Genomic DNA, 14,626 nt, shown 5'->3' with positions numbered 1-14,626 from the left:
CGGTTCTGTGCCGGGCCACTGGCGTGTATACTTGTCCGCTTTTACACACCCTGGAAACCCTCTGCATGCAGTTTCTTCAACAGCTCATCGAATTCATCGGCAACCACTACCTGCTGACTACCGCCTTTCTGGTCATACTGGCCCTGCTGATCATCACCGAAAGCCGCAAGGCCGGTCAGGCAGTCGGCCCGCAGCAGGCAACTCAACTGATCAACCGCGAACAGGCGCTGGTGGTTGATGTGCGCTCGAAGAAGGATTTTGCCGCCGGGCATATCGTCGACTCGCGCAATATTCCGGCCGATCAACTGGCCAAACGCATGAGCGAGCTTGAAAAACACAAAGACCAACCCATATTACTGGTATGCGCCAATGGCCAGCACGCCGGCCCTTGCGCCAAACAACTCAAAGCGGCCGGCTATACCAAGGTCAACCGTCTTTCCGGCGGCGTCAATGGCTGGCGCGCCGATAACCTGCCAGTGGTGAAGTAATATGCCCGAGATCATCATGTATTCCAGTAATTACTGCCCGTTCTGCATTCGGGCCAAACAACTGCTGGAAAGCAAAGGCCTGAACTTCGAGGAAATCATCGTCGACGGTCAGCCACAGCTGCGCGCGGACATGACCCGTTTGGCTGGCGGTCGCACGTCGGTACCGCAAATCTGGATCGGCCAGACCTATGTCGGCGGCTGCGATGAATTGCTGACCCTGGAGCGCAGCGGTCAACTTGATCCGCTACTGGGCAATTGAAATATTGACCACGTATCCTCCACTATAACGTCCACTCAATTAACCCTACAGCACGCAAAAAGGACCCAACATGGCCGAGCAAAACCAGAACAATCAAGCTTCCAATGGCGCCCAGAGCGATCAGCCGCAAGTTCAGTTCAGCATGCAGCGCATCTACGTCAAGGACATCTCCTTTGAGTCCCCCAAGGCCCCCGAGGTGTTTCAGACCCAGTGGAACCCTCAGGTCAACCTGGACCTGAATACCCGCCATAACAAGCTGCAGGAAGGGATCTACGAAGTGGTACTCAGCCTCTCGGCCACGGTTACCAATGGCGAGAATGACACGACTTTTATCGCTGAAGTCCAGCAGGCCGGTATCTTCGCCATCAACGGTCTGGATGAAGCCGGTTTGCGCCACACGCTCGGTGCCTTCTGCCCGAACATCCTGTTCCCCTATGCCCGCGAAGCGATCGACAACCTGGTCCTGCGTGGCAGCTTCCCTCCCCTGATGCTGTCTCCAGTCAACTTCGACGCCCTGCACGCTCAGGCCGAAGAGCGTCGCGCAGCCGAAGCTGCCGGCGAAAGCCAGCCGGCCAACTAAGCCGCCAGGCGTCATACCGGCGCCTGATGCTTGTCAGCATCAGGCGCTTTGCTTAAGGTAATGACCTTGCACCCGAACGGATTGACTACCGCATGAGCCTGCCTGCTTCCCGTACCTTGTATCTGATCACTTTTCTGGCCTGCCTGCTGATCATCGCCAGCGCCTACTATATGGAACTGGTGCTGGGTCTGCAGCCCTGCCCCTTGTGCTGGATTCAACGTATTTGCTTCATTCTGGTTGGCCTGATCAGTCTGGCGGCACTGCTGCACAACCCGCAGCCCAGGCCCCCGCGCAAACGCGCCATGGCTGCTCGCGGCTATGCTGTTGGCGTTTTGCTTGCCACCCTGTTTGGCGCCACCATTGCCGGGCGGCAAATCTGGCTCCAGCACCAACCACCTGAAACGCTCGCCAGCTGCCTGCCGAGTATGGATTACATGCTGGATGTCCTGCCATTCCGAGACATGCTGCAACTTATTTTCAGCGGCACCGCCGATTGCGCCGCCGTAACATGGACCTTCCTTGGCCTGAGCATTGCCGAAGGCAGCATGCTGCTGTTCATTCTGCTGACACTGTTCGGCCTGACGCAATTACTGCGCAGCGAGGATTAAGGAAGCCCGTCACGGCTTCCGCTGTCATTTACGGAGGCCGCTTCCCCATGTATCACACCCGCATTCGCACCCTGCTATTCACCTTCGGGCTTGCCCTGTTGTTGTCCGCCTGCGCCAGCAAGGACGTTGAACATTACGCCGACCAGGGTCCAACCTTGCGTTTGCAGGACTATTTCAACGGTGAACTGGAAGCCTGGGGCATGTTCCAGAAACGCAACGGCGACGTAGTGCGTCGCTTTCACGTGCATATCGATGCCAGCTGGGAAGGCGACGTCGGCACCCTTGATGAACGCTTTACCTACGCCGACGGCAGTACCGAGCGGCGTGTCTGGACCCTGGTCAAACAATCCGATGGCAGCTGGCGTGGCACCGCTGACGATGTCACCGGAGAAGCCCGTGGCCGGGTCGCCGGCAATGCCTTTCACTGGCAGTACACCTTGCAGCTGCCGGTGGATGGCCGGGTCTGGGAAGTCGACTTCGATGACTGGATGTTCCTGATTGATGACCAGGTCATGCTCAACCGTGCAACCATGTCAAAATGGGGTATTCGATTGGGTGAAGTCAGTCTGAGCTTCGTCAAGCCTTGATGCCGCTCGCAGCAAGGCATATCCTGTCCGGACAAGATACCGACAACATCTGCCTGCAGCACTTCAGCACCTCTGGACTGCACCCGAGCGCGCTTCATGCAGGCAACTACACCCAAACCGGGCCAATGTAACCCGGTCGCCGTACAAACGAGGTGCAAAATGCTGGAGAGTTGCCAAACAGCCCAGGAACGCTGGGGCGGAGTGCATCAACTGATTGATCGCTGGCTGGCCGAACGCAAGGAGCTGATCCTGCATTACAGTGCCTTGCGCGAACGTGCTGCGCCCAACAGTCAGCCTGACCGCTATCGCAGCGAGTTCTGCAATGTGCTGGTGGATTACCTGTCCGCCGGACATTTCGAGATTTATAGTCAGTTGATCCGCGAAGCGGAAGACTTCAAGGACAACCGCGGCCTGGAACTGATTCATCAGCTGTATCCGCGCATTGAAGTCACCACCCAGGAAGCGCTGGGGTTCAACGACAGCTATGGCCACAGTGCCGACCTTGCCAATGAGCAGGAGCTGCAACAGGAACTGCAACAATTGGGTGCCATGCTGGACGAGCGTTTTGAGCTGGAGGACTGTCTTATCGAGGTTCTGCACACTGCTCACCAGAATATGCTGACTACGTCCTGAACCAGGAGTTACCCGTGACCGGCCAAGCGAAATCATCCCAGACGTCTGCTGCCCCTATCACTACCCCGCTGCATCTGTTGCAGACCTTGACGCGCACCCTGCACGAGCACCTCGGCGAGGCCTGCAGTCAGGCTGAAGCTGATGCCGAAAAAGCCCTCGGCAAACTGCAACGTCAACTGGACAAGCTGGCCAGCAAGCGCGGTGAAACGGTCAATAAACTCAAAATCAAGGAAGCTGACGAGCGCGGCGAGAAAGCACTGAATAAAAGTCGCGCCAAACTGGCCGAGCTGGATAGCGCCATCGAGCAGCTCAGCCAGGCGCAGAAAGAGGCGCAAAGCTATTTGCGCCAGTTACGCAATGATGTTCGTCAGACGTTGCGCCTGGCCAAAGGCTTCGAACGCATCGAACAACAAGCAGCCCAGGCCATTGATAAACGGGATAACCCGCCTGTGCCGCGCCCGCGACGCAAACCCGCTGCGCGCAAGAAACCGCCGGCCAACCGCACTGCCGGCAAAGCAACGGCCGCCGGCAATCAGACTGACCCCGGCGTCAGCTGAGTAAAACCAACAGGTGCGCAGGGGGCTGCTTGCCCTGCGCCTGGCAACAGGCCGTCAATTGCTCCCGGGTTGTCATCACCGGGGCGCAGACAGGCAAGCCCAACACCGCCTGCAGTCGCGCCAGTTGCAACCATTCGGCCCTCAACTCGCTGGCTTTGACCTCTTCGCGCAACGCATTGGCTTCAGGCCATGCACGCAAGGCCCGGCGCACCCTGCGCAGAGGCATTGTTACCTGCTGCTGCCAGGGTTGTTGACGCTGCACCAGATCGTTCCAGTCAATCGCATCCAGGGTTACCCCGCGCCGACCCAACCAGCAGGCAACCAGTAACAGCAGCACATCCAGCCCAACCTCATCCTGCAGCTCCAGCAGCGTTTGCTGCACTGACTCTTGAGCATAAAACCTGGCGGCAAAAGTACTCAGGTCAACGTCCGCATTCACACCACTATCTGTTTTGTCGCTCGTCACTGATATACTCCGCGGCCATGATCAAACTCGAATCCCTCTCCCTGCAGCGTGGCCCGCTGACCCTGCTCGACCACGCCGACCTGACCATTCATCCGGGGCAGAAAGTCGGCCTGCTGGGCGCCAATGGTGCCGGCAAATCCAGCCTGTTCAGCCTGCTGCAAGGCCACTTGCAGGTGGATACCGGCAGTTGCTACCTGCCTGCCGACTGGCGCATCGCGCACATGCAGCAGGAAATCAACGACCAGCAACGCCGGGCCATCGACTACGTGCTCGATGGCGATCAGCGCCTGCGGCAAATCCAGCAGCGGCTACAGACCGCCGAAACCAACCACGACGCCCATGCACTCGGCACCTTGTATGCCGAACTGGAAACCCACCAGGGCTTCACTGCCGACAGCCGGGCCCGCACACTGCTTGCCGGCCTGGGCTTCAGCACGGCCCAGTGCGAGCGCCCGGTAAGCGAGTTTTCCGGCGGCTGGCAGATGCGCCTGAACCTGGCCCAGGCCCTGATGTGTCCGTCTGACCTGATGCTGCTGGACGAACCCACCAACCACCTGGATCTGGATGCCATTCTCTGGCTGGAAGACTGGCTCAAGGCCTACTCGGGCACGCTGCTGCTGATTTCCCACGACCGCGACTTTCTGGATGCAGTGGTCACCCATATCGTCCACTTTGAGCGGCAAAAGCTCAACCTCTATCGGGGTGGTTACAGCCAGTTCGAGCGTACCCGCGCCGAGCGCTTGAGCCAACAGCAGGCGGCATTCGAGAAACAGCAGTCCGAGCGGGCACACATGCAAAGCTACATTGCCCGTTTTCGCGCCAAGGCAAGCAAAGCCAAACAGGCCCAGAGCCGACTGAAAGCGCTGGAGCGCATGGAAGACCTCAGCCCGGCGCATTATGACTCGCCCTTTTCCTTCAGCTTCCGCGAGGCCGACCAGCAGTCCATGCCCTTGCTGGATCTGAACAAGGCCAGTGTCGGTTACCCCGGCGCATCCATTCTCGACAACGTCAGTTTTCAGCTGGTGCCCGGTGCCCGTATCGGCTTGCTCGGTCCCAATGGGGCGGGCAAATCCACCCTGATCAAGACCCTGGCCGGGGAGGTGGAACTGTTGGCCGGGGAGCTGACCTGCGGTGAAAACCTGGCCATCGGTTATTTTGCCCAGCATCAGCTGGAAAGTCTGGATGCCAATGCCAGCCCATTGCTGCACATGGCGCGACTGGCGCCGGAACAGCGTGAACAGGAGCTGCGCAACTTCCTCGGCGGCTTTGACTTTCAGGGTGATCGTGTCGAGCAGACGGTAAAGAATTTCTCTGGCGGCGAAAAGGCGCGGCTGGCACTGGCCCTGATCGCCTGGCAGAAACCCAATTTGCTGCTGCTGGATGAGCCAACCAACCACCTGGATATGGAAATGCGCCATGCGCTGTCATTGGCGCTGCAGAACTTTTCCGGCGCCATGCTGCTGGTCTCGCACGACCGCGCACTGATTCGCGCCACGACCGATGAACTCTGGCTGGTCGCGGACGGGCAGGTGCAGACCTATGCCGAAGATCTGGATGACTACACCCGCTGGTTGGCCAAATTCCGCCAACAGCAACTCGCCGCTGACAATGCCGGGGCAACCGACAGCAGCGCGCCCAAGGTCGACGCCAAGGCGCAGCGCCGTGAAGCCGCCGAACAACGCAAGCAGCTGGCGCCGCTGAAAAAGACTGCAGACAAGCTGGAGCAACAGCTGAACCAGCGCAATGAATCGTTGGCTGCCGTCGAACAGCAACTGGGCGATAGTGAGCTCTATCAGGCCGAGCACAAGGACCGCCTCAAGACCTTGCTGGCCGAACAGGCCGACCTCAGCCAGCAGATCGAAGCGCTGGAAGCCCAGTGGATGGAAGCCCAGGAAGCCTACGAAAGCCTGCAAAGCGAACTGGCCGGCGACTGATCACCAGGGTACCGGCTGCCCGTCCCAGGCATAGAACTGCCCGCTATCCTCCGGACCATGCTCGGCAATCACTGCCAGCAAACGCTCGGCCACGTAGTCAGGGGTAAACAACTTGCCCTCAGGCACCCGCGCCTGAAAGGGTTTGGACAATCCGGTATCCGTGGTTCCCGGATGCAACAACAGGCAGCAACCATTGCGGTTCAACCGGTGCCATTCGATGGCAAAGGTGCGCAGCAACATATTTTGCGCCGCCTTGCTGGCCCGGTAGGCATACCAGCCACCCAGATGATTATCACCCATCGAGCCTACCCGGGCTGACAGCGAGGCAAAGCTGCTGCGGTGCTTGCCGCGCAGCAGTGGCAACAGAGCCTGTGCCAGCAGAATCGGCGCAAAGGCATTGATGCGGAAACTGTGCTCCAGCGCAGCCAGTTCGATCTGCTGCAAGGACTTCTCCGGCTGCTGCCCGTCCGGCTGATGCAGAAAACCGGCACAGTTGATCACCAGATGCAGCCGCTCGGTCTGCTGCTGCAGTTGCTGCGCCATCTCCGCCAGCTGCGCCGGGTCGGTCAGATCAACCGCATAGCGGCACAAGCGCTCATCCGTCGCATCAGTTTGCGGCCAGTTGCGCGCCACGGCATGCACACCGGCCACCTCGGGCAACGCCAGCAGCTGCTGGACCAGCGCCGCGCCTATCCCGCGACTGGCTCCGGTGATCAATACCTGTGCCGGCTCGTCGAGCGACAGTGGAAATGCCATATACAGCCTCCGGTTTTGGCGGGACAATACCCGTATTGACTGTTCAGGAAGCCAACTGCATGACCCTGTGGATCGACGCCGATGCCTGCCCCAAACCTATCCGCGAAATCGTACTGCGCGCCTCGAAACGGCGGCAGATCCCGCTGATCATGGTTGCCAACCACTCCCTTGGCCTGCCGCCTGCGCCCCTGCTGCGCCAGATTGTAGTCCCCGGCGGGGCTGACGAGGCCGACCATTACATCATCGAACATTCGGTACCCGGCGACCTGGTCGTCACTGCCGATATTCCGCTGGCCGATGGCCTGGTACGCCGTGAAGTCACGGCGATCAATCCACGCGGGCAGATTTATGACAAGGGCAGCATCGGCGAGCGCCTGGCCGTTCGCAACCTGATGGATGAACTGCGCGGCGCCGGCCTGGCCGGACGCAGCGGCCCGGCCCCGTTCAGCGAACGGGACAAACAGGCCTTTGCCAATGCACTCGATCGTTTGCTCAGCCAGAGCGGACAATAAATCCTCTAGCCGCGAGTCTCGAAGCGGCTGACCTGATCAGCCAGGCGGCCTCGCAGGGTATTCATGTCTGCTGCCAGCTGCTGCAAATCCGCTGATTGCTCGGCATTGGCACTGGCAATTCCGCCCACTTCCTGCAAGTGCCGGGCAACATCTTCACCCACAGTGGATTGCTCATGAGTGGCGGTGGCAATTTGCGCATTGAGCTGATTGATATGGGCAATTTCGGTGACCACCTCGCTCAGAGTTTGCGCACCGGACTCAGCGGCGGCCAGGCATTGTTTTACCGACCCCTGACTGCGCAGCATGGAATCGCGCGCGGATTCGGAGGCCTTTTGCAGCCGGTCGATAAAATTCTGGATTTCCATGGTTGACTGGGCAGTGCGCTGTGACAGGTTGCGAACCTCATCGGCGACCACGGCAAACCCCCGACCCTGTTCACCGGCGCGCGCGGCCTCGATGGCTGCGTTCAGCGCCAGCAGATTGGTCTGCTCGGCCACGGCCTTGATGGCATCCACCACCTGATAGATTTCATTGGCAATATCGGCGGCACCGGAGACAGCTTCGCTGGTCAGGTCGATATCCTGATTCAGACTGCCGATCTCGCGACTCAACTGCTGCATGGCGCGGTTGCCGTCCTCGGCATGCTCATTGGCCTTGGCTGCCGTATTGGCAGCTTCATCGGCGCTTTGGGCAACCTGATGGGTCGCTGCGCTCAGCTCCCCCATGGCCTGAATCATGTAACGCGACTCTTCCGCCTGTTTCAGCGAGCCGTCATTGACCTGATTGGCGCGCTGGTTCAACTGATTACCCAACTCGCTCAGATTATTGACCTCTCGATTGATCACACCGATCGAGCCATCCAGATTATCGACAAAGCCATTGAAGCTGCTGATCATCTGCGTCTGCATGGGTACCCGGTAGGTCAAATCAGTTGAGCTGCCATCGCCAATCATGCGCATGGTTGCCTCACCCAGCGCCTCGCCTTCCAGCGCATCGGTATAGGCCTGGCGGGCCAGAAAGGCCAATACAGCGGTTTCCATCACCACGTAGCCAGCATGCAGGAAAATAATTCCCCAGCTACCTTCACGCACAACAAAAACGCCGGAACCGGCATTTTGCAGATAAAAGAAGCTCAGGTGATGCACGGCAATCACCACTGCTGCCACTACAATCGGCAACCAGTCGCGGTAGTAGATCAACACCGCCAACAGTACAAAAATCGCAAAGTGCATCTCGACCAGGCCCTGGGCCTGATTGATATGCAATGCCGACATCACCATCAGGGCAACACCGACGGCGCAACGGAACAACCGCTGGCCGCCAATCAGCACCTGCAGCAGATGAATGACCAACAGCGTGCCACCACCGACCAGCAGCGCCTGCAGCCAAGTGCCATAGACCAGTGCCAGCCCGAAGGAAAACAACAGACATATCCACAACACCACCAGCAGCACGCGATCGGCGCGCTGGTAGAACCGGGCCAGACTCAGGGCATTCAAATCGGCTGCTTGGGTCATAATGATTACTCGTTGCCTGATTCACACAGACAGGACACGGTGTCCTGCCGGGTTATGTTTACCGAACCACCCGCCAACAAGCGCTGAATAACCGGTTCGACAAAGCTGCTATCGCTGTTGCAGTGCGCTCCGTCGCTATAGGGCCCGACGTAGGACAATGTGCCGTCGGCAGCCCAGATGGCAATCGAGGGTGCCCCCGGCCAATGACTCCACTCTTCTGGTATCGGCCAATAGGGCAGTTCCTTTAAGACGGCTCCCAATCCGTGCGTTTCAACTTGACCGCTGCGAGCAAAGCGCACGCCACGATCACTGAAGCGGCGCGTCATTTCTTCCACGTAAGCCTCGTGACCAGCGCTGCACGGGCAGTCTGCCTGCCAGACATGCAGTACCTGCACCTGACCGGGAGAGAAAGGCGGCGTCACTTCAACCCCCTGAAAAAAGGCCTGGCGCTCAAAGTTGCGCAAGTAGCGCGCCTCAAACCACCAGAAAGCCCAGGTGATTCCGCCGGCCCACATCAGCAGAAGTACTGCTACCAGAGTGTTGCGCTGCCAGGTTCGCATTCTTGCCCCTATTACTTATACCAGATAATACACTTTGTATAGATATCGTCAAAGAAAAAACACGCTTTGATGCACGGTTACGCTTGCCGTCGCATTTCAGTCATAATTATGTGCTATATCCTTCAGGAGCCTCTGAATAACTTCTTGCGTGCTCAGCGTGACCTGAAGCGTGCAGATGCTGAGCTTGGTTGCGACGTGAATGCTGGTTGCCTTTACGAGCAACAAAGTGCCGCAGATGTGCGCTTCAGGACACGCCCTTCGGGGCTTTCAGGCTGGCACGTACTCTTCGTTGCAATTTTTTGCTGGATCGACATACACCGACAAAATTGCGCCTTGATTACGCGCCAGCCTGAAAGCCTGAGCATGCAAGAAGTTATTCAGAGGCTCCTTAACCATTATGGGTGTTTTCTACCCTGGGAGCAGTTGTGAGCTTTGATCCTGCCAATCGCCAATATCCACATAGCCGTCTGCGTCGCCTGCGCCGCAATGATTTTTCTCGTCGCCTGGTGCGCGAAAATCAGCTGACCGCCAACGATCTGATATACCCGATGTTCGTACTCGATGGCGAGAACCAGCGTGAAGCTGTGGCCTCCATGCCCGGTATCGAGCGCCTGTCGATTGACCTGCTGCTGATCGAAGCCGCTGAACTGGTGGAGCTTGGTATCCCGGCCATCGCCCTGTTTCCGGTCACCCCGCTCGACCGCAAATCCCTGGATGCCGCCGAGGCCTGGAACCCGGACGGTCTGGCCCAGCGAGCCACACGGGCCATCAAACAGGCATTTCCCGAACTCGGCGTGATTACCGACGTTGCACTGGACCCTTTCACCACCCACGGTCAGGACGGCATTATTGATGCAGACGGCTATGTGCTGAACGACGTCACTATCGAGGCACTGGTCAAACAGACCCTGTCGCATGCCGCCGCCGGTGCCGATATCGTTGCCCCCTCGGACATGATGGATGGCCGTGTCGGTGCCATGCGTCAGGCACTGGAAGCGGCTGGCCACATCAACACCAGCATTCTGGCCTATTCAGCCAAGTATGCCAGCGCCTATTACGGCCCCTTCCGCGACGCGGTCGGCTCTGCCGGCAATCTCGGCAAGGGCAACAAGGCGACCTACCAGATGGACCCGGCCAATACCAATGAAGCCCTGCACGAGGTTGCACTGGATCTGGCCGAAGGCGCCGATATGGTGATGATCAAGCCCGGCATGCCGTATCTGGACATTGTCCAGCGCGTGAAACAGCAATTCAAAGTACCCACCATGGTTTATCAGGTGAGTGGCGAATACGCCATGCACCAGGCCGCCATTGCCAATGGCTGGTTGAGTGATGCCGTGATCCTGGAGTCGCTCACCGCATTCAAACGTGCCGGTGCCGATGCGATTCTGACTTATTTCGCCAAAACCGCAGCGCGCCAGCTGCGCGAACAATCTTGATACGAGGACACCATGCAGGATGCCACCGACAGCCAGGTGCTGAACAACCCCGACAGCAATCCGCCCGAGACCAGCAGGGCCACGCCCACGCCCGTGGTTGAGCCAACGCCAGCGGTCGACATCAACGCGCCCGAGCTGTACATCCACCGCGAGCTGTCGCAGTTGCAGTTCAACATTCGCGTACTGGAACAGGCACTGGATGAAAGCTATCCCTTGCTCGAACGGCTGAAGTTCCTGCTGATTTTCTCCAGCAACATGGACGAATTCTTTGAAATTCGCGTGGCCGGGCTGAAAAAGCAGATCACCTTTGCGCGTGAGATGACCGGACCGGACGGGCTGCAGCCGCAGCAGGTATTGAGCAAGATCAGCGAACTGGCGCACCAGCAAGTGAGGCGCCAGTACAGCATCCTGAATGACACCCTGCTGCCGCAAATGGCCGAAAAAGGTATTCGCTTTGTTCGCCGCCACCAGTGGACGCACAAACAGACCCTGTGGATTCGACGCTATTTCCGTCAGGAGGTCGCCCCCATCATCAGCCCGATCGGGTTGGATCCGACTCACCCGTTTCCATTGCTGGTGAACAAGAGCCTCAACTTTATCGTGCAGCTGGAAGGCGTCGACTCCTTTGGCCGCGATTCCGGTCTGGCGATTATTCCGGCACCGCGCTCGCTGCCGCGTCTGATCAAACTGCCAGATGAGCTGTGCAGCGGCGGGGACAATTTTGTCTTCCTGTCGTCGATCATTCACAACCATGCCGACGACCTGTTCCCCGGCATGAAAGTGCTGGGCTGTTACCAGTTCCGCCTGACCCGCAACGCGGACCTGATTGTCGACCCCGACGAAGTCGACGATCTGGCCCGCGCCCTGCGCGGCGAACTACTGTCACGCCGCTACGGCGATGCCGTGCGTCTGGAGGTTGCAGACAATTGCCCGAAACCCCTGACCGACTTTCTCCTGCGTCAATTCGGTCTGAACGAGAGCGAATTGTATGAAGTCAAAGGCCCGGTCAACCTGACTCGGCTGTTCTCGATTACCGGCCTGGAAAACCACGAGGAATTGCAATTCCCCAGCTTCAGCCCGGGCATCCCGAAAATGCTGATGAATTCCGACAACCTGTTTCAGGCCATCAGCAAACAGGACATCCTGCTGCTGCATCCCTACGAGTCCTTCAGTCCGGTCATCGACCTGTTGCGCCAGGCGGCGCAAGATCCCAATGTACTGGCGATCAAGCAAACGCTGTATCGCACCGGGGCCAACTCGGAAATCGTCAACGCCCTGGTCGACGCCGCGCGTAACGGCAAGGAAGTCACCGTGGTGATCGAGCTGCGTGCGCGCTTTGATGAAGAGTCCAACCTGCAACTGGCCAGCCGTCTGCAACAGGCCGGCGCCGTGGTCATCTACGGGGTGGTCGGGTACAAGACCCACGCCAAGATGGTACTGGTGCTGCGCCGCGAAGACCGCGCACTGAAGCGCTATGTGCATCTGGGCACCGGCAATTACCATGCCGGCAATGCACGCCTGTATACCGATTACAGCCTGCTCAGCTCCGATCTGGCGCTGACGGAAGATGTGCACAAACTGTTCAACCAGTTGATCGGCATGGGCAAGACCCAGCGGATGAAAAAACTCCTGCAAGCGCCCTTCACGCTGAAAAAGCGCCTGCTGGAGCTGATCAACCGGGAAACCCTGAATGCCCAGGCCGGCAAGCCGGCGCATATCATCGCCAAAGCCAATGCACTGACCGATGCCAAGGTGATCAAGGCATTGTACAAAGCCTCGCAGGCCGGGGTAAAAATCGAGCTGATCATTCGCGGCATGTGCTGTTTGCGGCCCGGGGTTCCCGGCGTATCGCACAACATCACGGTGCGTTCGATCATTGGCCGCTTCCTTGAGCACAGCCGGGTGTACTACTTCCTCAATGGCGGCCAGGAGCAGGTCTGGATGTCGAGTGCCGACATGATGGAGCGGAATCTGGACAACCGGGTGGAAACCTGTTTCCCGCTGGAGGGCAAACGTCTGACCACGCGAGCCCGTCAGGAGCTGCAGGCGTTCATCAGCGACAATACCCACAGCTGGGTGCTGCAGTCAGATGGCAGCTATGTACTCAGCAGCCCGAGTGGCAACCAGAACCCGCGCAGCGCCCAGGCAATCCTGCTGGAGAAGCTGTCCAGCTCGCCTCAGCGCACGGTCAAGGTGTAACCAACCTTGTCCCAATAGGCCGCTTCCTGCTGGAAGTCGGCCTGGGTCAACGGGTTGTCATCCAGCCAGCCAGCAGGAAATTCCAGAACCAGACTGTTCTCGCCTGCCCGCGCCTTGAGCGTTGGCATGCTCTGATAACCGCGGATGTGGTGATACAGGATGGCCAGTCGCAGCAGCATGCACAAACGTAAAATCCACTGGCTGTCATCACTGAAGTCAGCCAGGCGGGTTCGATTGGGCAGATTGCGCCTGTGCCCCCAGACCAGCAATGCCAGCACCTGCTGCTCCTGACGCGAGAAACCGGGCAAGTCCGCATGCTCGATCAGATAGGCGCCGTGCTTGTGATACTGGCTGTGCGCAATATCCAGACCGACCTCATGTACCCGCGCCGCCCAGCGCAGCATGTCGACCTGCTTGTCTTCAAACGGCCCCCAGGCATCGCTCACCTTGCCGAGCAGTCTCAAAGCCTTGCTTTCGACCCGCTCGGCCTGCTCGCGATCCACATGGTAGCGCTCGATCAAGGCTGCCAGGGTGCGCTCACGCACATCCTCGTGCCGTTGGCGACCCAGCAGGTCATACAGCACACCCTCACGCAGGGCACCCTCGGAATGCTGCATTGACTCGATGCCCAACGCGTCAAAGCTCGCTTCCATGATTGCCAGCCCGGAAGGCAGAATCGGGCGCCGCTCATCTTTCAGCCCATCCAGATCCAGTTGATCAATATGGCTGCTTTTCAGCAGCTTGCGTTTGAGCCACTGAATCCCATCCCGGTTGACCTCACCCTGGCCTTTGCCGGCTGCCTGCAGGCATTGCCCCAGCGTACGAATGGTACCCGAGGCACCGACCGCTTCCTGCCAGTCGAGACGATTGATCGCCTGATCAATATTCATCAGTTCCAGGCGGGCAGCGGTATAGGCCCTGGCATAGGCCGCCGAAGAGATCGCCCCACCCGGAAAGAACTGCTGGGCAAAGGAGACACAGCCCATACCGAGGCTTTCCCGCAACAGCGACTCAAAGCGCTCACCGACAATGAACTCGGTGCTGCCGCCGCCAATATCCACCACCAGGCGCCGGCCCGCATCATCAGCCAGCGTATGGGCCACGCCAAGGTAAATCAGCCGCGCCTCTTCACGCCCGGAAATCACCTCGACCCGGTGCCCCAGCAACTGCTGGGCCGGGCGCATGAAGCTGGCGCGATTGCGCGCTTCACGCAAGGCATTGGTACCCACCACGCGTACCGCGCCACGCGGCAGACCATTGATCAATTGGGCAAAACGGCGCAAGCAGTCCAGCCCTCGCTGCATCGCGTCTTCACTGAGCATGCCCTCAGCATCCAGCCCCGCGGCCAACTGCACCTTCTCGCCCAGGCGCTCCAACAAACGGATTTCGCCCTGCTCAACCCTGGCCAATACCATATGAAAACTGTTCGAGCCCAGATCAATCGCGGCAATCAAAGGGTGGTCCTGCGGTGTTTTCTGCGTCATGTTCCCGGCCTTTGCCAACTGTGCCCCGATTCTAACACTCCCGATCG

General features: G+C 59.0%; 16 protein-coding genes. 11 read left to right on the top strand and 5 right to left on the bottom strand.

Annotated features, from left to right (window positions below; translation table 11 throughout):
- Positions 1–65 precede the first annotated feature (65 nt).
- From BLU07_RS01410 to BLU07_RS01380, 7 genes are all read left to right on the top strand, one after another.
- Positions 66–488, top strand: a complete 423-nt coding sequence (locus BLU07_RS01410; RefSeq protein ID WP_092383414.1) for a rhodanese-like domain-containing protein — start codon at positions 66–68, stop codon at positions 486–488.
- 1 nt (position 489) lies between these two features.
- Positions 490–747, top strand: coding sequence for a glutaredoxin 3 (gene grxC, locus BLU07_RS01405; RefSeq protein WP_092383412.1), 258 nt, complete (start codon positions 490–492; stop codon positions 745–747).
- A gap of 70 nt (positions 748–817) precedes the next feature.
- Positions 818–1,327: a protein-export chaperone SecB gene (secB, locus tag BLU07_RS01400; RefSeq protein WP_092383410.1), complete on the top strand. Its 510-nt coding sequence runs from the start codon at positions 818–820 to the stop codon at positions 1,325–1,327.
- A 92-nt stretch (positions 1,328–1,419) separates the two neighbouring features.
- Positions 1,420–1,935 carry a disulfide bond formation protein B gene (locus BLU07_RS01395; protein ID WP_092383408.1) on the top strand — a complete coding sequence of 172 codons (516 nt, stop codon included), beginning with the start codon at positions 1,420–1,422 and terminating at the stop codon, positions 1,933–1,935.
- Between the two features lie 47 nt (positions 1,936–1,982).
- A complete protein-coding gene (locus tag BLU07_RS01390) occupies positions 1,983–2,522 on the top strand; it encodes a DUF3833 domain-containing protein (protein ID WP_092383406.1) in 540 nt (179 codons plus the stop codon).
- Between the two features lie 159 nt (positions 2,523–2,681).
- A complete protein-coding gene (gene rsd / locus BLU07_RS01385; protein WP_092383404.1) occupies positions 2,682–3,155 on the top strand; it encodes a sigma D regulator in 474 nt (157 codons plus the stop codon).
- A 14-nt stretch (positions 3,156–3,169) separates the two neighbouring features.
- On the top strand, positions 3,170–3,712 hold the full coding sequence (locus tag BLU07_RS01380) for an AlgP family protein (RefSeq protein WP_092383402.1): 543 nt from the start codon (positions 3,170–3,172) through the stop codon (positions 3,710–3,712).
- Here BLU07_RS01380 and BLU07_RS01375 read toward each other — a convergent pair.
- Complete coding sequence (locus BLU07_RS01375) at positions 3,705–4,178, bottom strand: TIGR02444 family protein (protein ID WP_157719047.1); 474 nt, start codon at positions 4,176–4,178, stop codon at positions 3,705–3,707. The two genes, BLU07_RS01380 and BLU07_RS01375, sit on opposite strands and share 8 nt — an antisense overlap.
- Before the next feature lie 17 nt (positions 4,179–4,195).
- Here BLU07_RS01375 and BLU07_RS01370 point away from each other — a divergent pair, with 17 nt between their 5' ends.
- Positions 4,196–6,112, top strand: a complete 1,917-nt coding sequence (locus BLU07_RS01370) for an ATP-binding cassette domain-containing protein (RefSeq protein ID WP_092383398.1) — start codon at positions 4,196–4,198, stop codon at positions 6,110–6,112.
- Here BLU07_RS01370 and BLU07_RS01365 read toward each other — a convergent pair whose 3' ends face one another.
- Complete coding sequence (locus tag BLU07_RS01365; protein WP_092383396.1) at positions 6,113–6,868, bottom strand: SDR family NAD(P)-dependent oxidoreductase; 756 nt, start codon at positions 6,866–6,868, stop codon at positions 6,113–6,115.
- A gap of 59 nt (positions 6,869–6,927) precedes the next feature.
- Here BLU07_RS01365 and BLU07_RS01360 point away from each other — a divergent pair, with 59 nt between their 5' ends.
- A complete protein-coding gene (locus BLU07_RS01360) occupies positions 6,928–7,380 on the top strand; it encodes a YaiI/YqxD family protein (RefSeq protein WP_092383394.1) in 453 nt (150 codons plus the stop codon).
- 5 nt (positions 7,381–7,385) lie between these two features.
- Here BLU07_RS01360 and BLU07_RS01355 read toward each other — a convergent pair whose 3' ends face one another.
- On the bottom strand, positions 7,386–8,897 hold the full coding sequence (locus BLU07_RS01355) for a methyl-accepting chemotaxis protein (protein ID WP_092383392.1): 1,512 nt from the start codon (positions 8,895–8,897) through the stop codon (positions 7,386–7,388).
- A gap of 5 nt (positions 8,898–8,902) precedes the next feature.
- Positions 8,903–9,457 carry a DUF6436 domain-containing protein gene (locus tag BLU07_RS01350; RefSeq protein ID WP_092383390.1) on the bottom strand — a complete coding sequence of 185 codons (555 nt, stop codon included), beginning with the start codon at positions 9,455–9,457 and terminating at the stop codon, positions 8,903–8,905.
- A 425-nt stretch (positions 9,458–9,882) separates the two neighbouring features.
- Here BLU07_RS01350 and hemB point away from each other — a divergent pair, with 425 nt between their 5' ends.
- Together hemB and ppk1 are read left to right on the top strand one after the other, a co-directional pair.
- Positions 9,883–10,896 (top strand): porphobilinogen synthase, encoded by a 1,014-nt coding sequence (gene hemB, locus BLU07_RS01340; RefSeq protein ID WP_092383386.1) that lies wholly within the window; start codon positions 9,883–9,885, stop codon positions 10,894–10,896.
- Positions 10,897–10,908: 12 nt separating this feature from the next.
- Positions 10,909–13,095, top strand: coding sequence for a polyphosphate kinase 1 (gene ppk1, locus BLU07_RS01335; protein ID WP_092383384.1), 2,187 nt, complete (start codon positions 10,909–10,911; stop codon positions 13,093–13,095).
- Here the strand turns inward: ppk1 and ppx are convergent.
- The gene (ppx, locus tag BLU07_RS01330) at positions 13,074–14,579 is read right to left on the bottom strand and encodes an exopolyphosphatase (protein ID WP_092383382.1); all 1,506 of its coding nucleotides are present in this window, start codon (positions 14,577–14,579) and stop codon (positions 13,074–13,076) included. The two genes, ppk1 and ppx, sit on opposite strands and share 22 nt — an antisense overlap.
- Positions 14,580–14,626: the final 47 nt, after the last annotated feature.

Origin of the sequence: Halopseudomonas salegens, assembly GCF_900105655.1 — a bacterium.
GTDB classification, from domain to species: domain Bacteria; phylum Pseudomonadota; class Gammaproteobacteria; order Pseudomonadales; family Pseudomonadaceae; genus Halopseudomonas; species Halopseudomonas salegens.
Note: the sequence above shows the minus strand (reverse complement) of the source record. Positions and strands in the feature narration are given on the sequence as shown.